This window comes from Paenibacillus sp. Y660 (assembly GCF_057221575.1).
In genome coordinates this window covers 133,235-154,031 of sequence record NZ_JBXBBJ010000001.1, presented here as the reverse complement: position 1 = coordinate 154,031, position 20,797 = coordinate 133,235, and the positions used below count along the sequence as shown (strand labels likewise).

Sequence of the window (20,797 nt, the reverse complement as noted above, 5' to 3'; positions counted from 1 at the left end):
TCCGTTTATACGGTCGAAATCTCTATACCAACATCCTCATCTTTATGTTTTGATAGTTAATATACTATCACTCAACCTGCGGCGGCTTGTTGGAAGCTCCTTATCATGGAACGAGGCATCAAGCGTATCCAGCCCCCCGCGATAGCCTAGAGCAATAACCGCATGAAGCGCAATGTCTTCCGGAACTTGCAGAACCTCGCGCGCCAACGCGTGGTCGAAGCCTCCCACTGCCCTCGTCGATAACCCAAGCAGCGAAGCTTGCAGCGCCAATGTCGCCCAGGCTGCGCCGGCATCAAAGGCATGGGCTCCGTTCAGATCGCCGTTTTCCTTTACCTTTGCTGATGCAAGTAAAAGCAATACCGGAGCTTTAGATGTCCAAAGCTGATTTCTCGGCTTTATAAAGGTTTGGAACACTTCAAGCTCCCTAGCATCCTTCGCTACGAAAAAACGCCATGGCTGAGCGTTCCTTGCGGAAGGCGCCCAGCTTGCAGCCTCCAATACGGTATAAAGCACTTCATCAGTAATCTTCGCATCGGAATAAGAACGAGGCGACCATCGGTTCAATATAAGCGGATGGACAGGAGATTCAGGTTTCCTGTTCTCCGCAACCTCCTTGCTGTATTGCTGCAAACCTTCTGCTTCAATAATATGACGTTCAACCTTGCTCATGCTCATCCTTCTCCTCTTCTACTATACGTTTTATGTTCTATGTTCTAGCTTGTTTGGACATTAACATCGGATACTCCTGCTGCACGGACTGGACGCTGCGGCAATATACGATTAATAAAAGCTGTTTTATCAATCGCCGCCAGCTTCGTTCTTCCCGGACCCCAGCCAATTGTTGCTCTCCAGCTGCCCAGAACGCCGCGCTGCGCCAAATCGCTCTCATCCACTTCGATTATTTCATCTGCATACGGCGATACGTAAAGCGCATCAACCGGGCAATAGGCTTCACAAATAAAGCAAGTCTGGCAATCCTCTTGCCTAGCGATGACAGGAGCGCCGCCTGGCACCTTATCGAACACGTTAGTCGGGCAAACCTTAACGCATAAATTGCATTGAATACAACGATCCTCGCTTACAAGTTCAATCATCCTGCTTGCACCTCCTTCAGGTCTACCGCCTGTACAGCAGCGGGTATATTATGCTCTGGCGCATTTGTTTGAGCAGGTGCTGCCGACTCAGGCCGAACCTGAATATTCTCAAGACCGGATACGAGCAGACGATATTGCTGCTTCGGATCGACATCCGGATATTCGGCGAGTACATGAAGCCCTGCTCCGCGTGACTCTTTCCGTGCGAGCGCTGCGGTATAGATCCAACGCGCTGTTGCTGCCATTGCCGCAGCTTCCCTTGCATGCACCCGTTCATGCACCGTAGCAGGAGCTTGCCCATTTACTTTGGTCCATAGCTGGTTCAGCCTATCAAGCGACTCGGTTAAGCCTGCCTCCGTCCGAAAATAATTGATTTCAAGCGGCAGCATTTCGTTCTGAATCGCTTTAACCAATTCGCGGGTATCAACTGCTTTCTCACCAGGCCTCGATTCCTCCTGCATGCCATATTTTCCCGCTGCGCTTACCTTGCGCGCTCCAGCATCGACAGAAGAGGATAGCGCGAATTCCGCTGCGCCTTTTCCTGCCCATGTTCCGGAGCAAATCGCCCATGAAGCGTTGAACGCCCCGCCGCCTGATGCTGCGCCCGTAATTCGCTCACGCGTTGCGGCGTCTCCTGCCGCATAAAGCCCCGATACCGTGGTCGCGCAATCTTCGCTAACAATCCGGATACCGCCTGTACCGCGAACCGTTCCTTCATACCGCAGCGTCAGCGGGAAAGGCTCCGTAAAGACATCAATGCCTGCACGATCATATGGCAAAAAGAAAATGGCATGGGATTCTCGAAGGATAGCTTGCTTCTCAGGTGTGTCTGCTTTATTCATAATGGCATACACAGGCCCCTCCAGCAGCTTTGACGCCAGAAAATCTCCATTGCGCTGTCCGCTCAGTTGATTGCCGTCTTTGTCGTAATATGTCGCCCAGCCAAGCAATCGCGAGCGAGTATTCGTGCTATACGCCGGGCTTGGCGCATAACGCCGCGAAAACTCCATGCCGGAGAGTTCGGCGCCAAGCTCGGATGCCATTAAGTATCCGTCCCCGGTAAGTACGTTGCAGCCGAGACCTTTGCTGAGAAACGCACAGCCGCCTGTCGCAATTACAACGGCATTGGCTCGAACCTCCCATTCACGGTCTTCCTGCCGAGAAATGCCGCGAGCGCCGCCGACTCCTCTCTCATCGGTCAGAAGCTCCAAGGCGGGCGAGTGATCCAATATTTTGACCCCAGCCTTCTTGACGACACGACGCATTAAGCTCATATATTCAGGACCCTGCAGATGATCGCGCATCGGCGTACCGCTCTCATCACGCACGAAAGGATAGCCCCACTTTTCCACAAGCTCTAAATTAATGTAAACCTGATCGAGCACGCGATGAATCCAGTGCCCCTCCGCTAAGTACCCCCCCGACTTTAGACGCGCCTGCACGGCTGCTTCTCTTAGTTCTTTATCAGGCGGCAAATACAGCAAATTTGTTCCGCCAGGCGCAGTCGCTCCGCTGGAGCCGAGATATCCTTTATCTACAAGTATCACTTTGGCTCCTTGAGATGCCGCACTCCAAGCCGCCCATGCGCCGGCAGGTCCTCCGCCTATAACCAATACGTCCGTAACAAGTTTCAAATTTTCCTGTTCGCTCATCGTTATGCCTCCGTTACGTATCATGTTTGGAATCCCGTCGCCTACAAAAAAAAGGAGATGCAGATTGATTATCCAATCTTACATCTCCACATATATGGTCGATGGCTGCTAAGAAAAAAAGAATTCCTAGTGGTATAGTATGAATTTTAAATTATTTTGAATGTTAGCACCGCTGAATATTTTTGTCAACATGTTTGGCCGACTTATGATTTGCTTCGCGTGATGGATCGTTTATTGCACGGCATCCGTTTGCGGGAATTGCAGCTCATACAGCTGATTGTAGCGCCCTTGACGGATCAGCAGCTCGTCATGCGTTCCGTTCTCTACGATTTGACCTTGCTCCAGTACATAAATCTGATCCGCCTGCTGAATGGTAGACAGGCGATGCGCAATAACAAGGCAGGTACGTCCCGCCAGCAATTGCGCCAGCGCATCTTGAATGTATTGCTCCGACTCTGTGTCGAGTGAAGCGGTAGCCTCATCAAGAATAATGACCCTAGGATTTTTCAAAATCGCCCTAGCAATAGAAAGCCGCTGCTTCTGGCCGCCGGACAGCTTCACTCCCCGCTCGCCGATTTGCGTTTCATAGCCTTGCGGGAACGAATCAATAAAGGCTGATGCATTCGCCGCCTTAGCTGCTGCAATGACCTCCTCTTCCGTCGCATGATGATTGCCGTACCGGATATTATCCCCGATCGTCCCATTGAATAAAATGATATCCTGCGACACGATTCCAATCTGCTCCCTAAGCGAAGCCAACGTAATATCCTTCAGCGAAAAACCGTCAATTGTTATTTCGCCAGACTGCGGATCATAAAATCTAGCGATGAGATGAGCAATCGTTGTTTTGCCTGAACCTGATGATCCGACAAGCGCGGTCACCTTGCCCGCTTCAAGCTCCAAATAAAATTTTTTCAATACGCTAGAATCTTTGGTATACGCAAAATCAATATGATTAAACACGATATGCCCGCTTGCTCGCGGCAGCTTAATCGCTCCCTCCTTCTCTATGATTTCTGCATTCGTGTTCATAACCTCCATAATGCGCTCATAAGCGGCAGCCGACTGCTGGATCGTATTAATAATTCGGCTAAAATGGCGAACCGGGTTTTGCAAAAGCCGCAAATAGGCGATGAAAGCAACAATCGTGCCAACTGTCATCTGATTCTTCATCGCAAGCCATGCTCCAAATACAAGCACGATAGCGAGGCCCAGAAAATTAAGCAAATCAATAATAGGCTCATAAGCTGCCCGCAAGCGAGTCACCTGAATATTCGCATCCATATTTCGCTGGGTTCGCTCAGAGAAACGATCCGATTCGTAGTCCTCTGCGGTAAACGCTTTAATAAGACGTATGCCTGTTAGCGTATTTTGCAAATGGTCGCTGACATCGGCTACAGATTCCTGTACCGTTCGGAAGGAAGAGCGCAATCTTTTGCCAAAAAATTTGGTCGTCATAATCATAAACGGGAAGGTTGCGAGCAGCAGCAGCGTCAGCCTCCAATCAATCCAAAGCATATAAATCGCAATTGCGGTAAAGGTGAAGAAATCAGTAAACAATTGCATCATGCTGGAGGAAATCATTTGCTGAAGGATGCTTACGTCATTTGTAACTCTAGACATCAGATCGCCGGTACGATTGCGGTCAAAGAAAGCTACGTCCAGGCGCTGCATATGACGATACAAATCGTTGCGAAGATTGTACAGCACCTTTTGGCCGATAGAGGACATCAGAGTAGTGCTCGCATAACGCAGGGCGCCAAGTGCGATCGCCGCACCCAAAACACCGCCGCCAATAAGAAACAGCTTGGAAAACAGCTTTTCTGGAATAATGTGATCAATCGTATAACGCGTTAATTGCGGAACGATAAACTCCAGCAGCGAAATCGCGATGACGCAAGCAACGGAAGCGATTAGCAAGGGCAACTGCAATCGTGCATGAGTATATATTCGCACGAACATGCTGAATATGCTGGCTGGATTCGCCTTCTCGCCGGTGCCGAATTTCCTCATGCCGCCCAAGCTGCCGCCTTGCCGATGCATCGGAGCGGAATTGTGACGTTCGCTCATGCTCCTTTCCCCTCTTCGCCGCCACTTTCCGCTTCAGCAGCTACTTGGCGAAGCGAGAGACGCAAATGCTCGAGGATCGTACGCAGCTGCGCCGCCTTCCTGCTGTCGTTCACAACCGCTCGTTCTGCCGCCTTGAGCAAATGAAGCAGCTCTTTGCCGGCCGGTGTTAATCGCCGATTCGGCTTGCTTCGATCACACGGAGCGCCTTCCTCCTCAGCGCAGCCATACTCCCGCCGATCCAGGCCATTAGCGGCATTCTCCTTCTCCTCAAGCAAATAAGCTCTGCCGTTATCTGTTATTTCAAAAATCTTCTTCTCATCCTGCTTGGAAGATTCCACAAACCCCTGGTCCCGCAGCATCTGAAGGGTAGGATAAATCGAGCCTGCACTCGGCTTGTATGTACCTCCGGACTGGTCCTCAAGTGCTTTCATCATTTGATAGCCATGCATGCTTTCTAGCTCAAGCAGCGCAAGCAAAGCATATTTCACTCCGCCGCGGCTAAAAAATCGTCTGCCCGAGCCGCTCATATCTCTTTCATGGGCATGATGCAAAAACAATCGTTCCTCTGGCTGCCATTCTCCTGTCATCCCGCATGCTCCTTTATTAACGATATATCGTATTATTTTAAATACTATACGATATATCGTTAATTGGCAATTACTTATTGCGTAATAGACAGCTGCTTGGATGCTGCCATACCTAAGGCTGCTTAACCGCTCCGCTATTTTTCCCATCGATTATCAGAACAAGATTTCCGCCAAAAAAAAGGATATCTTGTGCTGCTCTGATATCCTAAATTGATACGATAGAATATATGTAGTTAATGAATTAGCTTACGACCGATTCTTTCGTGACTTGCAGACCTGCTGTCACGTCGTCAACCTTCGCCAGCTTCGCCTCCTGCTAGTCGCGGACCTTCTGGCGGCGCTTCTCCAGTGTTCTTCCTAATCTGGGATTTCATCGTATGAACAAAAAAACCGGAGACATGTTATGCAAAATGTCTCCGGTTATCCGGTCGGTAATGATTAGTATTCATATGAAAATAGTGCACTTTAAATAATAAGAGTACCGCAGGCTGTCAACCATCTTCTCTGCAGTTATTTGGCTCAGTATGCGGACAATACTCTTCTTGCATGAATATCCTGCTCGGCTACAAACTCGGCTAGCTCCACAATTAAATTGCCTTTCCCAAAGGATAAAAACTTTCGCCCTTCCTCGGTCTGCCCCTGCGTCATAAAGTCCAAAAAACGAATGATCATTTTCCGTCTGCGTTTAATTTCAGGATAGCCATTATCGTACAGCCACTGATCAATCGTATTATAAATCCCGCGATTCAGTCGATACATGTGCAAGCAATAATGATGAAATGCCAAATCAGGCCATTCGTATACGCCTATAGTAAGGTTGTTCTTCATTATCTCTGCTTCCGGGCAGCAGAATGAGCTTTCTCCGTATCATAGCGACTGCGCTCTGTCCGATCAATTTGAACGATTTGCCCGTTATGAATCGTAATTTGAATGACACCGAATTGAACCCCTGCCAATTGCTCCTTAATCCGTTTCAACCACTCATCAGCAACCTCAACCGGTCTAGACATAATCAACACCCTCTCCAAAGTTATGCTTGCAGCCCTCTTAGGCTTACAACCTAATCAACCGAAGCTGATTGTCTATTCGTATTGCTCGAAGAAGGCGCCCATCTGGCGGCTTCCAATATCGTGTAAAGCTCTTCATCGGTAACGCGCTGCTCCGAGTAGGAACGCGGCGACCAACGATTCAAAATAAGCGGGTGTTCCGGATAATCCGGCCGCCGCGCTTCGGCAACCTCCGGACTGTAATTTGACTCAAGTGACTGAGTGTAAGCATGTATTTCCGAGAGACTCACCCTATTGCACCTCCCTTTATGAAAAAAAAGGCGCACGACAACCGATTCGGCATTCGGTTGGCATGCGCCTCCAGTTTTCTAGCGAGCGCGAATGTGAATAAACTACAGCGATACTAATGCCATAATTTCTTATTCGATTCTCATTTCTATATCCGACTAATTCAATAGGATAAATTTAATTTACCATAGATGTTTTCTATTCGTCAACAATTATCCTCTAATTCAAGCTGGCGTTTATGCATAATGGCAGCAAGCATCGGCTTCGTGTGCAGCGCTGCCCGCCAGCCCCTTCAGCAATAAACAATATTTGCACGACTACAAATATATTCCAATAATCCAAATTGAAGCCGGAACACCTGGGAACTGGGCATGCATATAAAGGCCGAACGTCAAGCATGCAATAACGGAAGAGAAAATATATTCGAGCAGCACCACCCAGCCGACCAAGAAGCCTGCATAAGGATGGATAGCTTTCTAAACACAAGTATATGCGGAAGCGCTTTTATCCCTCCGTGAACACAGCATGCTGTGCGTTTTCTCTCGGTCCAGTCCGATGTTAAAAAAAAAAAGACCTTTGCATCACTTGCCTAGATGCAAAGGTCTTTTGTCTTCTTGTGCGATCAAGAAACCTTGAATTTTGCTGACGTTTCCGCAAGCTCATTCGTAAGGTTATCAATCGTTTCAACCATATTCGCGAGCTGATGTACAGTAGCCGATTGCTCCATCATCGTCGCAGTCACTTCCTCTACCGATGCAGATACTTCCTCTCCTGCGGCTGAGAGGCTTTGTGCCGATTCCTGGACCTCGTCTCTATCCTTTTCCATACGGGCAACTTCACTTGCCATTGCTATAATCTGATCCGTAATCTCCATTATTTTATCCAAAATGGTATTGAACGCCTCTTGCGTCTCACCGACGAATTCATCCTGCTTCACAGCGATATTACGAATTTCTATCACACTGTCATTGTTCTCTGCGACGAACGCAAGGTTGTTTTGTATGATCGTGTTAATTTCATTCGACTGCTTAGAGCTTTGTTCTGCAAGCTTACGGATCTCAGATGCAACTACTGCAAAGCCTCGCCCATGCTCGCCTGCTCTTGCAGCTTCAATTGATGCGTTCAGTGCTAGCAGGTTGGTTTGCTTGGCAATTTCATTGATTGCTCCTGTAATTTTGCTAATAAGAGCAGAGCTTTCTTGAAGCTTATGCGTAATTGCAGAAATTTTTTGAACTTCTGCTTCATTTTGATCGTTAATTTGAATCAGATTATTGACAACTTGATTGCTTGTGTTGAATACTTTGACGATTTCTTCTGCCCTTTCCTTAACGGATTGGACTTTATCATTCATAGAGGCGAACTTCTCGCCAAATCCATAAAACTTATCGACGATATGCTCTGTATCAAGCGACTGCGATTCCATTGCTTTTGCAATCTCCATGGATGTTACCGAAGTCTCGCTAATCGACTGAGCCGTTTGCTTTGATGACTCCTCTAGTTTACTTGTACTTGAGTTAAGAACCAAAATCGTTTTATTCATATTTGTAATTAAATCTTTGTTTTGTCTCACCATGCTATTAAAGCTATCAGCCAAATCTTTAAACTCGCTATCGTACTTCCCGCTTGCCGCTACTGTAAGATCACCTGATGCCAATTGTTTAAAAAGTCTTGTTAATTGAGCAATCGGTCTTGTGATGTAACGCGAAAGAATGAATCCAAAAGCAATTGCCACAATAACCGCTAGAGTTGTAATCAAATACATTTTTTGAAGCATATCTTTAACAGGACGTTTAATGTCATCATAGGAATCAATAACGGAAACAACCAGATCAGCGCTCGGAATTTGATTGATTCTAGCATAATCGTTGCCAAGCTCCATTGTTTGCACTTTTATTTTCTCGGTAGCTTTATCCGCTAGAACCGATTGAATGTCTGAATTATCATCGACACTCTCACCAATTTTAGATGGATCCGTTGAATGATAAAGTATGGTGCCTCCTCGGCTAATAATTTCAATTTTTCCATCTGCGTTAATTTTAATATTGCCGAGCTTATTCACAAAAAACTTACTGTCTACCGTTGCGGCAAAAACACCGATTGTCTGCCCGCTCTCGTTCAGAATGGGATGCGAAAAGACGAGTATAATCTTACCTGTGCTCTTCGATTTGATGGCGTCTGAAATAAAGGATTTCCCCTTCATTGCTTCAAGGAAGTATTCACGATCAGAGCGTGATTGGCCAATGTTATCGGCATTTGTACCCGTGACAATAACACCATTGGAATCGATAACCAGAAATGACTCATTGCCCTTCGTGCCTTTAAAGCCTTGTAAAATGGTTTTGTTAGCTTTCGTAAATAAAACATTCAATGGGGAGAAAAACTGAGCATCAGGCATCGTTCCTGCTTTGCGTAGCTTTAGCAGCTCTCGATAGGTATTGTCATTTGAGGCTAAAAACGTGGACTGCTCCTGCAACTGAATGGCCGTCATTAGTCCTTCGCCGATTCGGTCAGCATTCGCATTTATTTCATCCTTGCTTTTTGTCAGCAATAATTCCGATGAGAATAGGTACATCGTGAACGCAGTAGCAAACAAGATAATAATCACCAATAAACTTATTAATACAGGAAGCTTAATTTGCAATGAAGTGTTTTTTGCTTTATTTAAAACTTTATTTTGCCATCCCATTATGTATAATCTCCTCTGTGTTATGTCCCCGTATTATGTAAGTTATTAATAAAAAATAGTTCCTCCTTCCATCATGTAAATAGTGATTCTTTCATGAAAACACATGAATTTCCTATCACTAAAGCAGGAAATTGACCAAATCGTAGCATCGGCCCTCTTTAATGTCAATGACTTCCTTAATTCAACACAAAATGTTAATATTACGTATTAATTCTCTTTGTCTCTCCATCAGTACTTTATAAAAGTGGAAACGAATCGCCTAGCTTTGAATACAATGTTAAAATACAAATTAGTAAAATGATGGGATGGAGTCAGATGAATGGATTAGGATCTTCAATCGGCGGCGGCTTCAGCTTGATGTTTACGATCGTCCCGGTATTTATTGGCATCATATTTATCCTTGTCATAGGCGGGATCTTGTATTCTATTGTCAACCATGCCAAAAATGCTAGAGCTCCACAGGAATCAAGCTACGCCCGCATCGTATCCAAGCGGATGGATATCGGCCATCATACGAATCACCATAACCATAACGGTATCGGGCACTCGACGAACTCATCGCGAACCTACTACTATATCACCTTGGAATTCGATCCTCCGTTTCCTGCGGCGTGTAGCAAATGTTGTCGTACACCACATCAAACCTAGGGACCCAAGCGCTTGGCCAAGCGCAGCAGAATCGGTTCGATCCAACTGTAGCCATCGACGCACCATTATCGTTAAATTGTAAATTTTTTACTTAAATATTTGTTTCAAAAAGACGGTATCCGTTTATATATAACTAAGTTGAACAAACGTTGGTCAACATGATCAACAAATAACCAAACGAGGAGAGATGACAAATGTCACGAGAAAACTCTAGTAACGGCGTATTGTTAGGCGCAATTGTAGGAGGTGCCATCGGTGCCATTTCGGCTCTGCTGTTTGCTCCAAAATCAGGCGCAAACCTTCGGGAGGATCTCTCGAACAAGTTCAAGACGATCAGCGAGAAAACAAAGGATATCGCCACTGCGGTGGGACAAAATACGAAAGAGCTCGCCACTACTGTCGGGCAGAACACAAAGGAACTAGCCAGCAACATCAAAGATGAAGCCGGCGATCTGGTCGATCATGCTAAAAAATCAAACCAGACTATTATGGATTCCTTTTCCTCCGCTAAGGATGACGTCAAGGATGGACTTGCTGCCTCTGGGAGGTAACACGATGAAAACCGAACTTGAAGAAACAACAAACTCCATGGCCCCAAACGAGGAAGAAATGATCAAGCTGGGCGAGGATATGGAGCAGATGGAAACCAATGCAGAGGTTATTGAGCGGGGTCTGATTCCAGACCCCGCTCAATAAAAAGTAATTTTTATCAAAAAACACCCTATCCATATCGAATGGATAGGGTGTTTTTATGTTTAATGTCAAAGGATAAAATCCGGACGCTGATCCACGAGCAATACCTTGAGTTTCTCGATCGCCCGTTTCTGAATGCGTGATACGCTCATCTGCGATACGCCTAGCTCTTCGGCGATATCCCGCTGCGATTTGCCGCTATGATAAGCTAGCAGAAGCACTTTCTTCTCCTCTGCCTTAAGTTGATCCAGCGCCTCCTCCAGATCCAGACGATTATCGACATGCTGATAATCGTCCTTGTCCGAACCGATGAGATCGCCAATCGTTGCGGCGCTATCCCCTTCGCTAGATAAAGGCGTATCAAGCGATACATAATGATAAGATTCGCGGCAGGACAGCACCTCAATCGTTTCCTCTACCGAGAGGCCAAGATGGACTGCGATTTCCTCCATTTTAGGCGAATGCCCAAGCTCCACCGTCAAGTGATCGATAGCCTGCTGGATAAGCAGGCCCTTCTCTTTAATTCGTCTTGGCACTTGGATATACCATGATTTATCACGCAAGTAGTTTTTCAGGTGGCCGATGATGCTTTTCATCGCGTAGCCTTCAAACGGAATTTCCCGCGAGCTGTCATACTGCTTGAATAAGCGAAGCATAGAAAGCTGGCCAACCTGATACAAATCCTCATAGAGGTCAGGCCGACTGCGGGACATTTTGGCGGCTGCCATCCTCACGATCGGTTCAAAATGCTGCAGCAATACCGTCGCGGTACCGTTGCAGCCTGTCTCCTGATAAAATTTCATTTTTTCTATCGTTTCTTTTGGATCCAGGCAGGATGAATTCACGCTCATGCCATCTCCTCTTTCCTACCAAATAGCTTGGTGAGAATCACCTCTGTACCTCTTTCGGAAAAGATCTCCACCTTATCCATTAACGCATGCATCATGAATAGGCCAAGCCCGCCAGCCGTCACTTCTTCCAGCTTCTTATCGTGCAGGGAGACGGACTTGCTCAGCGCAGGTTCGTATTTGAAGCTTTCGCCCTCATCTTTAATCCGAATGGACAACCCTTCTTGCTCAAGCTCGAAGCTGATGTCTACTACACCAGGCTGCGCATTGCTGTAAGCATGAAGCACAACGTTTGTGCAGGCCTCCGTAACCGCTACCTTCATATCTTCAATTTCCTCATACGAGAAACCTGCTTTATTCGCAATGCCAAACAATGTCAATCTTACAATATCGATATATTCCGCCCGCGCCGGAATCGTCAACCGAATGAATGAGTTCATAGTTTCTTCTGTCCTCTCTTGTATGTTCCTATTATAGCTCATATGTTTTTGACTTTATTCCAAACTCTTATCGTGGATATAACACCGTCATAAACCGTACTTATTAATCCAGGCTCTCCTGCCGGCTTTGCTTTCTTGCCCTCGCCTTTTATGGAGGCAACCACGCTTGCGGCTGACTCCTTGGCTGCTCCGGTAAACGAATGCAGGGCATGGCCAAGATCATTGACGGAAGCAAATAGCACGTCCAACGAGCTAAGCTTCGATCTTACATCACGAGTCATCGCATTCGTATGATGAACGGCCTCTTTCACTTCAACACTGATCTGCGTTACCTCTGTTCGCAATGATCCGATCGTGACTCGCATCTCTTCCAACGTGCCTCGTAAAATTTTCAACGTTTGAATGAGCGAATACAAGAGAACAAGAAACGCAATTGCTATAACAGCAATACTGATCTGCATTAACATATCCATCGTTGTCACCACTTTCTTTTCTTTTTTTCATAAGTTACCCGCTATTGCCTTATTTGAATCAGCTGGCATGCTTAAGTTGTTAATAGCAGGAAGAAAATTGTCAATTGCCTTATTCATGATATAATTGAAGGATTCTATTAAATCGATCATTGAAATCAAAGGAGCTTATCATGCTTAGTAATCTACGATTAAATATTCGCTCGAAAATTTTAATCGGCTATTTTCTTATCATTTGTTGTTTAGGAGCATCCATTATTGTAGTAAGCGACAGAATATCGTCCTTGCAAAGTGAAATTGAGTCGATTACAAGCCGTGATATCGAAGTCCATAATTTGATTACGACCATTCGCTATAATGCCGTCAGCATGGAGACTAGCCAGCGAGGGTATGTCATTACCGGTAATGAGTCTTATTTAGAGCCGTATACGGAAGGGAAATCGGAATGGGAGGCTAACTACAATGCCTTGTACCAATACATCGCTGATGACCCGACTACACGCAAAAGTCTTGAGGAGATCAAGCTTACGATTCAAAATTGGATCAATGTAGCGGGCGAGCCTACCGTCGCTCTTCGCAAGGCGAACGACACGCAAGGGATCATCGATTTCTTTAATGAAGACATAGGTAAAAAAGATATTGATGCCCTTCGCACGCAATTAGAGACACTGCGCCAAAAAGAGATTGCATCCACTAAAAATCATATTATGCAGCTTGAAAACCGGAACGATATGCTCGTTATCAGCCTGTATGTCATGCTGCTCGTCGTTTCCGTTGTCGCTCTCATAATCGTTTCATTTGTATCTGGGACTATCGTAAAGACGATTAAAGATGTCGTAAAATCGATAACCGACATCGCCTCTGCAGGAGGGGACCTCTCCACACGAATTAAAGTAAACACACGAGATGAGATCAGAGATCTCGCTCATGCAACCAATGCGCTGCTCGACAACGTAAACGATCAAAACTGGATTCAAACAAAGGTCGCCGAGGTGGCAACTATGAATCAGGGAATTAACGATATGACGACGTTAGCAGAATCCTTTCTTTCAAAGATTGCTCCCATGCTTAACGCAACCTATGGATTATTTTATATGAAGCAAGGAACCGGCGATCAGCAGAAGCTGATCAAAATCGCCTCATATGCCGTATCAGGAGAAAGTGCTGGACATGCCAGCTTCCGTATGGGCGAAGGCCTCATCGGTCAAGCAGCGCAAGAGAAACGCAATTTTCTGCTCAATTCGGCACCTGACCATCCCATCAGCATTACATCAGGACTTGTATCGGTGCAGCCGAAGAGCATTCTAATCGTTCCGATCGAATTTGAAGGAAAGGTAGCCGCTGTCGTGGAATTCGCATCCGTTGAATCGTTTACTTCACAGCATTTGAAGCTATTGGAGCAAATCGAAAATTCATTTGGCGTTGCAATCAATAATGTTATTGGCCGCATGGAGGTCGAGCGTCTGCTCAGCGAATCGCAGGTGTTGACGGAGGAGCTGCAAACGCAAACCGAGGAGCTTCAGACGCAATCGGAGGAGCTGCAAATGCAGCAGGAAGAAATGCGCATGACGACCGAGCATTTAGAGGAGCAAAACCTGTTCGCCGAGCAGAAAACGAAGGAATTGGAAAAAGCGAAGAAAGAGCTCGAAACGTATTCCGAGCAGCTTAAGAAAAGCTCGCAGTACAAATCCAACTTCCTTGCCAATATGTCGCATGAGCTTCGTACTCCGCTTAACAGTATATTGATTTTGTCACAGCTGCTTGCAGAAAATGAGAATGAAACGTTGAATCCAGAGGAAGAAGGGTATGCTAAATTCATCCATACTTCCGGCAATGATCTGCTTATGCTTATTGATGACATTCTCGATTTATCAAAGATCGAGGCTGGAAAGGTCATTTTAATGATGGATGAAGTAAACGTCAGCGAAATACCAGAGCACATGAAACTTCTCTTTAACCCTGTAGCTGAAAACAAAGAAATTGCTTTCCATATCAACGTAGATGAAAATGTCCCTCCTGTGCTCTATACAGACGGACAGAGATTGCAGCAAATTTTGAAAAATGTATTGTCTAACGCTTTTAAATTTACGGAGCAAGGGAACGTTTCTCTGAATATTCAAATCGCCGATCCGCAAATCGTGATGCAGCATCTTCCTAACCACGCCGACAAAGAGGTATTTGCTATATCTGTAACCGATACGGGCATAGGCATACCGCTTAACAAGCAGAAGTTAATCTTTGAAGCGTTCCAGCAGGTTGACGGTGAAACCAATCGTCAATATGGCGGTACTGGGCTTGGCTTATCGATCTGCAATGAATTCAGCAGACTTCTCGGCGGACGCATTACACTCGAAAGCAAGCCGGATATGGGCAGCACCTTTACACTCTTTATACCAAGCTTGCCGGATATGGAAAAAGAGCAGCTTGTCTCGTTTCATCAGGAGATAGCAGCAGCCTCTGAGCCTTCGATCGTCGTACAAGCACCCGGCATCATCGAACAGACCGATAATGATCTTGTTCTAGCGGACAATGAGTCCTCGCTTTTTGAAGGAAAAAGAGTTCTGCTCGTAGAGGATGATTCACGCAACGTATATGCGTTGGTCAAATCGCTGGAGAATAAGAAGTTTAAAGTGACAGTAGCCAGCAACGGAAAACAATGTATGGACATTATCAACAAAAACACAGACTTCGATCTGGTGCTCATGGACATTATGATGCCCATCATGGACGGTTTTGAAACGATGAAAGCGATGCGGCTTGTTCCCGCAATGCAGGATACGCCAATCATTGCGCTCACAGCGAAAGCGATGAAGAGTGACCGCGATAAATGCTTGGAGGCAGGTGCCTCCGATTATATTAGCAAGCCTCTCAATATGGAGCAGTTATTTTCGCTTATGCGGGTATGGCTAACAAAGCAGGTGGGTAATTGAGCAAGGAATGGAATGAGGAAGACTTCATTAATGAAGATGCGTTAACGCAAGACGAGCTGGAGCGCATAGAAATCAATTTGCTGCTTGAAGGCATTTACAGCATTTACGGCTTCGATTTTCGAAACTACTTGCGCTCATCGCTGCGTCGGCGTATTTATCATCGGATAAATCTTGAAGGCTTGCCGACGATAACGTCGCTTCTTGAGAAGGTGCTTCATGAGCCTAAATTTTTCGATAAGCTGCTAAATGATTTCTCGATAAAAGTAACGGAAATGTTTCGTGATCCCAGTTTTTTTGCATCTTTTCGCAAGGACGTCATTCCGCTGCTTCGCGAGCTTCCCGAAATTCGGATATGGCATGCAGGCTGCGCGACTGGGGAAGAGGTTTACTCGATGGCTATCCTGCTGCATGAGGAAGGTCTGCTGGATAAAGCTAAGATCTATGCAACGGACATGAATGAGCATGTCATCGAGAGTGCAAAAAAAGGTAAATTTCCGCTTAAGCGCATGCAGTCCTTTACGAAAAATTATTTGCAGGCTGGCGGGACCAAGGAGTTCTCCTCCTACTATACAACCAATCACGAGCATGCAATGTTCCATTCTTATATCAAGGAAAACATGATGTTTGCGCAGCATAATCTTGCAACGGATCGTTCATTCAATGAATTTCACGTCATTTTATGCCGGAACGTTCTGATCTATTTTGACTCTGAGCTGCAAAAGCATGTGCATCAGCTGTTTTTCGAAAGCCTTGCAATGGAAGGCTTTCTGGTCTTAGGCAACATGGAATCGCTCTTAACCCCACATAAGAACAAATACGTGGACTTTAATGCGCCAGAGCGAATTTTCCGCAAGATGAGCAGTTAAGTTTAATAAATATAGAGCCAGATTCCTCTCCCAAGGAATCTGGCTCTATTTGTTATAAGGCCGCTGTTTGGTTAGCAATAGAAGCCGTGCGGGCTATGTTGATCGAGGCGCTCATCGTCACCTTTTTCGCATGGCTGCGCAGCTCTTCCTCCGAACCCGCTAACGGCTTCTCCATCTGGCTTAATTCTAGCAATGCCGCTTTTGCCGCCTCAGCTGCGAGAATCTCATCTTGCAGGATGAAATGGGCAACCTGATAGGTGAACTGCTCAAGTCCTCTTAAGCGTTGAAGCTTTTGATCCCTTAGTAATGCTGCTCTCATAACGTTCATAAGTATTCCTCGTCAAATCAATTTTTTATCGTTTCGTTGATCTTCATATTTGTCAAAAGGAGATTGTTTATCTCCTTCTTCTCGTGCTCTTTGTCACTAACTACAACTGCACGACCAGTAAATAGCAGCTTCCCGTTTGAAATATCAATTACGGCTGTTCCAGGAACGCCAGCTTGATTAAATAGAATGTACAAACGGTTTAATCCAAACTGCACCTTTTTAATCTCGTCCACACCTAGCTGCTCAGCAGATACCGATGCATACGCGTGTTCATATTTCTTAGTCTGAAGGTTATAACGCGTTAAGGTAAGCTGCTCAGGATCGTATTCCGCAAAATATAAATAATCAACTTGCAAGCTTCGCGACTTTTTCGTGTCACCAGTCGATTGTGAGATCATTTCGGGCAATTCACTCATCAAGCCCGTACGATACGAATAGGAATAATACTTTTCGCTGAGCTTATCGGAATAAATATCAGCTTCCTCTCCATTCTGGTTGACCTTCACTTCACTTGAGATAAAGAAGATCGTTTCAGCTGGAGCGCTAGCCACATCCGGTGTTATGCTTGCAACTTGCAGTTGAATGTCTGGTTTGTCGCTGCCCTCAATATCAATTTTCTCATTTCCTAGCAGCTTCCCGTTAGCGAGGTCCATTTCAAATACTTCATACTCTGTTGGTTTCGATTTACTGCCAATATAATATTTACTAACCAGAATATAGACCTTATCGTCCAAACGCTGTACATCTCCAACATATAAGTTGTAGAATGGTTCAGGCATCTCGTAAGTTTGTTTAAATGTAGTAACATTATCTGTTGCTTCATGGAGAAGATTGAGCTGAAATACAGCGACTGGAGCTTCTGACTTCTTATTACTTAAAGATACATCTGAATAGATCACCCATTCCTCATCTCGGTAAAAGCCGTTCATATTGTCTTTTCCCCGCATAAAGGACTTGTGATCGATTAAAAGCTGCTCGAAATCAGCTTGTCTGTAATATTCTGGACCGAATTTAGAAAATTCTACTCGAAGGTTATTATTCAAGCCGCCATATTCGCTGCCCCTTGTATTTACTTCTAAGTATTCGTAACTCATGTCCCCGCGATAACCACCTAATAATTGGACAGCTGCGCCTTCTTTAGAATCTCCTTGAATCGTTTCAAGCTTGTACTCGGGTAAATGGTTCAGTCTGCCGAACGAATAATAAGTGCCAATCCCGCTGATTGCGAGCACAACAATAATAATGGATAACCAATAACGCCTCATTTGCATTCTCCTTACACCGTAATCTTTTTGGCAAGCAGCCTCATTCCCAGCCATACCGATAGGCAGAGCACAAGAATGCACATGGCTAGCTCAATGACGAACATTTCATTTGAATAGACATACGTGAAATTGTTATCTACCCCAAGAAAAAAGAATGGAAGCATAACAGCTGACACACAGCCCGCCAAATACAGAACGCCATACAAAATTCCCAAACGACGATAGCTTCTTTCCAGCAATATAGCAGTGAAGATAGCTAATACCGCAATCGTCCCTATACCGTAATAGTAGAGAAACTGTTCAAACTGCCATGGTATAAGCTTAACAAGCGCTATGCGGCTTATGGCATCCATGATATGAGAATCTGCTCTCTGATCTGCAGGAACAACGAGCTTGAATATCATTTTTTCGACAGGCAATAGCGCCAATTGAAAGGAAACTAAGCCGAAAACGAATAGGAGAAAGGCGGATATTTTGGCTAAATAAATGTTGCGCCTTGCTGTTGGCAGTACAAGCAAACGATAAATAAACGTATGACGCCCAAACCACTCGCGGTACCAGATGAAGAAGACATATAAGGCAAGTACACCGATACATGCAAGTATGGGCAAAATAAACCACATCTGCGTATTAAACATCGCCCACTCGAAAGTTAGGTTTTCCGGTGCAGGCGCTTGAAAGCTGTCTCCCATGTTCAGTGGCAGCTCTTCTTTCCGTCGAGACAGTTCGTTTGTAAGTGTCCAAATGAGGCCGCTGATTTGGCATATTGCCGTCAGTCCCATTAAGACGACAAGCACCCAGCGAAAGCGATGCACTTCCATATGGACCAGCTTCAAATATCGGTTCATGCTCTGTACACCTCTCTCATGACATCAATGACGGATTTGCCTTCCTCGCTTCGCATTTCTTCGCAGTTAAACGATCGGCTTACCTTGCCGTCTTGCAGCAACACCGCTTTATCGATGAGATGCTCCATCTCTCCGATTTCATGCGTCGTGAGCAGCACGCCTCGGTCCTCGATCAAATCGCTCGTAAATACTTCCGTAATCGCTTCGCGGCTGAACAAATCGATGCCAGAGAACGGCTCATCCATTAATACGTAATCCGCATCTTGGCCGAGACCAAGCAAGAGGTTAAATTTTGCAGCTGTTCCCTTGGATAAGTTCCCGATTCGTTCCGAGTGCTCAAGCCGAAAAAATTGCATAAGCTCGCCTGCACGTTCCTTATTCCAGCTGTCATAGAAGTCTGCCATAAACCGGAGTGCTTCAGATAGCTTCATACCGGGCATCATCGCCAGATGGTCAGGAACGAAAGCTATCCTCTCATAGAGGCTTGGGCTTAGCGATTGTCCATCAATTAAGATAGTGCCTCCCGATATCGGAGTCAGTCCCATGATCGCCTTCAATATCGTCGACTTGCCTGCTCCATTCACACCAATCAGGCAAGTTATTTCTCCCTTATTCGCAGTAAAGGACACGCCGCTCAGCACATCGCGGCGGCGATAACGCTTGCGGATATCTTTGACCTCAATCATGCTCCGGCCCTCCTTCCTCATATTTGCTTTTGACTAGCTGCAGCAGCTCATTAATTGGAACATCAATTTTCCTTACCGACGCCACAAAGGAGCTAACCGCTTCACCGATTAATTCCTCCCTTATTTGATTAAGCAACTTTGTCTCCGTTGTAATTCTGCTAGGAGAGTTTCCTTCCGTTATAATCAACTGCTGCTCCTCCATTTCCTTATACGCTTTCTGTACCGTGTTCGGATTAATCTTCATGACGCTGCCTAGCTCCCTCCGTGAGGGAATAATCTGACCCGCCGCAAGGTGACCCATTGCAATTCGTTCTTTAAAATACCTCACTACTTGCAAATAGACAGGATCCCTCGTATTAAACGCAACTTCTGTCCACCCGTCGTATATGTCCATCGTGATCACACCTCACATTCCTAACAAGCATGTGTATTACGCGCGTAATACACTTCATAAACGTATTATGCACGTAATACACTTAAAAGTCAAATGATGGAATCTTTTCCTGATGACGCCTCCAGCACATCATAAAAAAAGAAGAGGAAATGACGCCAAGCGTCGTTTCCTCTTCATCTATCACATTTAACTGCTGTAAATGCTAATGCTCTGCAGCCGCGTTCAAATATTTGGTCAGAACAACTTCCGTTCCATCCTCTAACTTGTTAACCTCTACCTCGTCCATCAGCGCCTGCATCAGATAGATGCCCAAGCCGCCAACGCGGAGCCCGCTAACCTCTGCCTCCGGCAGAGGCGCAGCCTTATCAAGTGCATCAGGCACAATGAAGGCTGAGCCGTTATTTTTCACTTTTATCGTTAGTACCGTATCATCATGCTCAAAGGTAATGTCGATGATACCCTTATTTGCCTTCTGATCGCCATGGATCACTGCGTTATTACATGCTTCAGAGACGGCTACCTTCATATCCTCGATTTCTTCAAAGGCGTAGCTCATTTTCGAAGCGATTCCAAATAGACAGATTCTGACCATATCGATATAGTCTGCATGGGCTGGTATTTGTAATCGAATGGCGTTCATGCTTGGGCCTCTGTCCCTTCTATTAAATATCGGGAAATGCCTGTTAAATCAAATAAACGTCTAATCGCAGCCGGAATATCGCGTACAAAAAACGGCGCGTTTAGCTCATCACGTAGTTTAAGCACCGAAACGATAATGCCAATTCCGGTACTGTCGATATATTTTAATTGCTTAAGATTAAGCACCAATGCTTTATCCGTTTTGTTCATGACCAGCTCCAAGGCTGATCGAAGCTGCGGCACCACCGATAAATCCAGTTCTCCGTTTACATGAAGGATATATTGATCCTTCGTTTCTTCCTGTACAACTTCAAATTGCTCAGCTTTCATTCTATTCACTCCGCTCGCGTTTGTTTAA

24 protein-coding genes are annotated in these 20,797 nt (G+C 45.5%); 5 read left to right on the top strand and 19 right to left on the bottom strand.

Annotated elements, in window-relative coordinates; translation table 11 throughout:
* Positions 1–42: 42 nt before the first annotated feature.
* The 9 genes from AC2TDN_RS00715 to AC2TDN_RS00675 all read right to left on the bottom strand — a co-directional run bounded on the left by AC2TDN_RS00715 (position 43) and on the right by AC2TDN_RS00675 (position 9,384).
* Positions 43–669, bottom strand: coding sequence for a nitroreductase family protein (locus AC2TDN_RS00715; protein ID WP_484686688.1), 627 nt, complete (start codon positions 667–669; stop codon positions 43–45).
* A 44-nt stretch (positions 670–713) separates the two neighbouring features.
* Positions 714–1,094, bottom strand: coding sequence for a 4Fe-4S binding protein (locus AC2TDN_RS00710; RefSeq protein WP_484686687.1), 381 nt, complete (start codon positions 1,092–1,094; stop codon positions 714–716).
* Positions 1,091–2,746: an FAD-dependent oxidoreductase gene (locus AC2TDN_RS00705; protein WP_484686686.1), complete on the bottom strand. Its 1,656-nt coding sequence runs from the start codon at positions 2,744–2,746 to the stop codon at positions 1,091–1,093. The genes AC2TDN_RS00710 and AC2TDN_RS00705 overlap by 4 nt, the downstream gene beginning before the upstream one ends.
* A gap of 231 nt (positions 2,747–2,977) precedes the next feature.
* The gene (locus AC2TDN_RS00700) at positions 2,978–4,816 is read right to left on the bottom strand and encodes an ABC transporter ATP-binding protein (RefSeq protein ID WP_484686685.1); all 1,839 of its coding nucleotides are present in this window, start codon (positions 4,814–4,816) and stop codon (positions 2,978–2,980) included.
* A complete protein-coding gene (locus AC2TDN_RS00695) occupies positions 4,813–5,403 on the bottom strand; it encodes a PadR family transcriptional regulator (protein ID WP_484686684.1) in 591 nt (196 codons plus the stop codon). Before AC2TDN_RS00695 ends, AC2TDN_RS00700 begins: the two co-directional genes overlap by 4 nt.
* Positions 5,404–5,922: 519 nt before the next feature.
* The gene (locus AC2TDN_RS00690) at positions 5,923–6,231 is read right to left on the bottom strand and encodes a hypothetical protein (RefSeq protein WP_484686683.1); all 309 of its coding nucleotides are present in this window, start codon (positions 6,229–6,231) and stop codon (positions 5,923–5,925) included.
* Complete coding sequence (locus AC2TDN_RS00685; RefSeq protein WP_484686682.1) at positions 6,231–6,413, bottom strand: YezD family protein; 183 nt, start codon at positions 6,411–6,413, stop codon at positions 6,231–6,233. Before AC2TDN_RS00685 ends, AC2TDN_RS00690 begins: the two co-directional genes overlap by 1 nt.
* A gap of 50 nt (positions 6,414–6,463) precedes the next feature.
* The gene (locus AC2TDN_RS00680; protein ID WP_482065197.1) at positions 6,464–6,700 is read right to left on the bottom strand and encodes a nitroreductase family protein; all 237 of its coding nucleotides are present in this window, start codon (positions 6,698–6,700) and stop codon (positions 6,464–6,466) included.
* 620 nt (positions 6,701–7,320) lie between these two features.
* Positions 7,321–9,384 carry a methyl-accepting chemotaxis protein gene (locus tag AC2TDN_RS00675; RefSeq protein WP_484686681.1) on the bottom strand — a complete coding sequence of 688 codons (2,064 nt, stop codon included), beginning with the start codon at positions 9,382–9,384 and terminating at the stop codon, positions 7,321–7,323.
* Between the two features lie 315 nt (positions 9,385–9,699).
* On the opposite strand from AC2TDN_RS00675, the gene AC2TDN_RS00670 reads away from it, so the two are divergent.
* The 3 genes from AC2TDN_RS00670 (at position 9,700) to AC2TDN_RS00660 (ending at position 10,728) form a co-directional block, all read left to right on the top strand.
* Positions 9,700–10,032: a DUF2500 family protein gene (locus AC2TDN_RS00670; protein ID WP_482065199.1), complete on the top strand. Its 333-nt coding sequence runs from the start codon at positions 9,700–9,702 to the stop codon at positions 10,030–10,032.
* A 194-nt stretch (positions 10,033–10,226) separates the two neighbouring features.
* The gene (locus AC2TDN_RS00665; RefSeq protein WP_482065200.1) at positions 10,227–10,583 is read left to right on the top strand and encodes a YtxH domain-containing protein; all 357 of its coding nucleotides are present in this window, start codon (positions 10,227–10,229) and stop codon (positions 10,581–10,583) included.
* Between the two features lie 4 nt (positions 10,584–10,587).
* A complete protein-coding gene (locus AC2TDN_RS00660) occupies positions 10,588–10,728 on the top strand; it encodes a hypothetical protein (RefSeq protein ID WP_482065201.1) in 141 nt (46 codons plus the stop codon).
* Positions 10,729–10,793: 65 nt separating this feature from the next.
* On the opposite strand, the gene AC2TDN_RS00655 is transcribed toward AC2TDN_RS00660, so the two are convergent.
* From AC2TDN_RS00655 to AC2TDN_RS00645, 3 genes are read right to left on the bottom strand one after another with little or no spacing between them, the layout of a single operon-like run.
* Positions 10,794–11,576, bottom strand: a complete 783-nt coding sequence (locus AC2TDN_RS00655) for a sigma-70 family RNA polymerase sigma factor (RefSeq protein ID WP_484686680.1) — start codon at positions 11,574–11,576, stop codon at positions 10,794–10,796.
* A complete protein-coding gene (gene rsbW, locus AC2TDN_RS00650) occupies positions 11,573–12,013 on the bottom strand; it encodes an anti-sigma B factor RsbW (protein ID WP_482065203.1) in 441 nt (146 codons plus the stop codon). The genes AC2TDN_RS00655 and rsbW (AC2TDN_RS00650) overlap by 4 nt, the downstream gene beginning before the upstream one ends.
* Positions 12,014–12,051: 38 nt before the next feature.
* Positions 12,052–12,486, bottom strand: a complete 435-nt coding sequence (locus AC2TDN_RS00645; RefSeq protein WP_482065204.1) for a DUF948 domain-containing protein — start codon at positions 12,484–12,486, stop codon at positions 12,052–12,054.
* 170 nt (positions 12,487–12,656) lie between these two features.
* Between AC2TDN_RS00645 and AC2TDN_RS00640 the strand changes: the two genes are divergently transcribed.
* Both AC2TDN_RS00640 and AC2TDN_RS00635 read left to right on the top strand, forming a co-directional pair.
* Entirely contained in the window at positions 12,657–15,413 is a 2,757-nt protein-coding gene (locus AC2TDN_RS00640) for a CHASE3 domain-containing protein (protein ID WP_484686679.1), read from the top strand.
* Positions 15,410–16,279, top strand: a complete 870-nt coding sequence (locus AC2TDN_RS00635) for a CheR family methyltransferase (RefSeq protein WP_484686678.1) — start codon at positions 15,410–15,412, stop codon at positions 16,277–16,279. The genes AC2TDN_RS00640 and AC2TDN_RS00635 overlap by 4 nt, the downstream gene beginning before the upstream one ends.
* 52 nt (positions 16,280–16,331) lie before the next feature.
* Here the strand turns inward: AC2TDN_RS00635 and AC2TDN_RS00630 are convergent, their stop codons facing one another.
* From AC2TDN_RS00630 to AC2TDN_RS00600, 7 genes are all read right to left on the bottom strand, one after another.
* A complete protein-coding gene (locus AC2TDN_RS00630; RefSeq protein WP_484686677.1) occupies positions 16,332–16,607 on the bottom strand; it encodes a hypothetical protein in 276 nt (91 codons plus the stop codon).
* A 17-nt stretch (positions 16,608–16,624) separates the two neighbouring features.
* Positions 16,625–17,872 carry a hypothetical protein gene (locus AC2TDN_RS00625; protein ID WP_484686676.1) on the bottom strand — a complete coding sequence of 416 codons (1,248 nt, stop codon included), beginning with the start codon at positions 17,870–17,872 and terminating at the stop codon, positions 16,625–16,627.
* Between the two features lie 11 nt (positions 17,873–17,883).
* Entirely contained in the window at positions 17,884–18,720 is an 837-nt protein-coding gene (locus tag AC2TDN_RS00620) for a hypothetical protein (RefSeq protein WP_484686675.1), read from the bottom strand.
* Entirely contained in the window at positions 18,717–19,406 is a 690-nt protein-coding gene (locus tag AC2TDN_RS00615) for an ABC transporter ATP-binding protein (RefSeq protein ID WP_484686674.1), read from the bottom strand. The genes AC2TDN_RS00620 and AC2TDN_RS00615 overlap by 4 nt, the downstream gene beginning before the upstream one ends.
* Entirely contained in the window at positions 19,399–19,800 is a 402-nt protein-coding gene (locus AC2TDN_RS00610; RefSeq protein WP_482065211.1) for a GntR family transcriptional regulator, read from the bottom strand. The genes AC2TDN_RS00615 and AC2TDN_RS00610 overlap by 8 nt, the downstream gene beginning before the upstream one ends.
* Positions 19,801–20,002: 202 nt before the next feature.
* On the bottom strand, positions 20,003–20,440 hold the full coding sequence (rsbW, locus tag AC2TDN_RS00605) for an anti-sigma B factor RsbW (protein WP_482065212.1): 438 nt from the start codon (positions 20,438–20,440) through the stop codon (positions 20,003–20,005).
* Positions 20,437–20,769 carry an STAS domain-containing protein gene (locus AC2TDN_RS00600; RefSeq protein WP_482065213.1) on the bottom strand — a complete coding sequence of 111 codons (333 nt, stop codon included), beginning with the start codon at positions 20,767–20,769 and terminating at the stop codon, positions 20,437–20,439. Before AC2TDN_RS00600 ends, rsbW (AC2TDN_RS00605) begins: the two co-directional genes overlap by 4 nt.
* Positions 20,770–20,797 lie beyond the last annotated feature (28 nt).

Coding starts and splice junctions, on each gene's coding strand:
- rsbW (WP_482065203.1), bottom strand. CDS start 12,013: ATGAACTCATTCATTCGGTTGACGATTCCGGCGCGGGCGGAATATATC.
- AC2TDN_RS00705 (WP_484686686.1), bottom strand. CDS start 2,746: ATGAGCGAACAGGAAAATTTGAAACTTGTTACGGACGTATTGGTTATA.
- AC2TDN_RS00615 (WP_484686674.1), bottom strand. CDS start 19,406: ATGATTGAGGTCAAAGATATCCGCAAGCGTTATCGCCGCCGCGATGTG.
- AC2TDN_RS00690 (WP_484686683.1), bottom strand. CDS start 6,231: ATGAAGAACAACCTTACTATAGGCGTATACGAATGGCCTGATTTGGCA.
- AC2TDN_RS00645 (WP_482065204.1), bottom strand. CDS start 12,486: ATGGATATGTTAATGCAGATCAGTATTGCTGTTATAGCAATTGCGTTT.
- AC2TDN_RS00655 (WP_484686680.1), bottom strand. CDS start 11,576: ATGAGCGTGAATTCATCCTGCCTGGATCCAAAAGAAACGATAGAAAAA.
- AC2TDN_RS00630 (WP_484686677.1), bottom strand. CDS start 16,607: ATGAACGTTATGAGAGCAGCATTACTAAGGGATCAAAAGCTTCAACGC.
- AC2TDN_RS00670 (WP_482065199.1), top strand. CDS start 9,700: ATGAATGGATTAGGATCTTCAATCGGCGGCGGCTTCAGCTTGATGTTT.
- AC2TDN_RS00620 (WP_484686675.1), bottom strand. CDS start 18,720: ATGAACCGATATTTGAAGCTGGTCCATATGGAAGTGCATCGCTTTCGC.
- AC2TDN_RS00600 (WP_482065213.1), bottom strand. CDS start 20,769: ATGAAAGCTGAGCAATTTGAAGTTGTACAGGAAGAAACGAAGGATCAA.
- AC2TDN_RS00710 (WP_484686687.1), bottom strand. CDS start 1,094: ATGATTGAACTTGTAAGCGAGGATCGTTGTATTCAATGCAATTTATGC.
- AC2TDN_RS00700 (WP_484686685.1), bottom strand. CDS start 4,816: ATGAGCGAACGTCACAATTCCGCTCCGATGCATCGGCAAGGCGGCAGC.
- AC2TDN_RS00610 (WP_482065211.1), bottom strand. CDS start 19,800: ATGGACATATACGACGGGTGGACAGAAGTTGCGTTTAATACGAGGGAT.
- AC2TDN_RS00640 (WP_484686679.1), top strand. CDS start 12,657: ATGCTTAGTAATCTACGATTAAATATTCGCTCGAAAATTTTAATCGGC.
- rsbW (WP_482065212.1), bottom strand. CDS start 20,440: ATGAACGCCATTCGATTACAAATACCAGCCCATGCAGACTATATCGAT.
- AC2TDN_RS00715 (WP_484686688.1), bottom strand. CDS start 669: ATGAGCAAGGTTGAACGTCATATTATTGAAGCAGAAGGTTTGCAGCAA.
- AC2TDN_RS00685 (WP_484686682.1), bottom strand. CDS start 6,413: ATGTCTAGACCGGTTGAGGTTGCTGATGAGTGGTTGAAACGGATTAAG.
- AC2TDN_RS00695 (WP_484686684.1), bottom strand. CDS start 5,403: ATGACAGGAGAATGGCAGCCAGAGGAACGATTGTTTTTGCATCATGCC.
- AC2TDN_RS00675 (WP_484686681.1), bottom strand. CDS start 9,384: ATGGGATGGCAAAATAAAGTTTTAAATAAAGCAAAAAACACTTCATTG.
- AC2TDN_RS00660 (WP_482065201.1), top strand. CDS start 10,588: ATGAAAACCGAACTTGAAGAAACAACAAACTCCATGGCCCCAAACGAG.
- AC2TDN_RS00625 (WP_484686676.1), bottom strand. CDS start 17,872: ATGAGGCGTTATTGGTTATCCATTATTATTGTTGTGCTCGCAATCAGC.
- AC2TDN_RS00665 (WP_482065200.1), top strand. CDS start 10,227: ATGTCACGAGAAAACTCTAGTAACGGCGTATTGTTAGGCGCAATTGTA.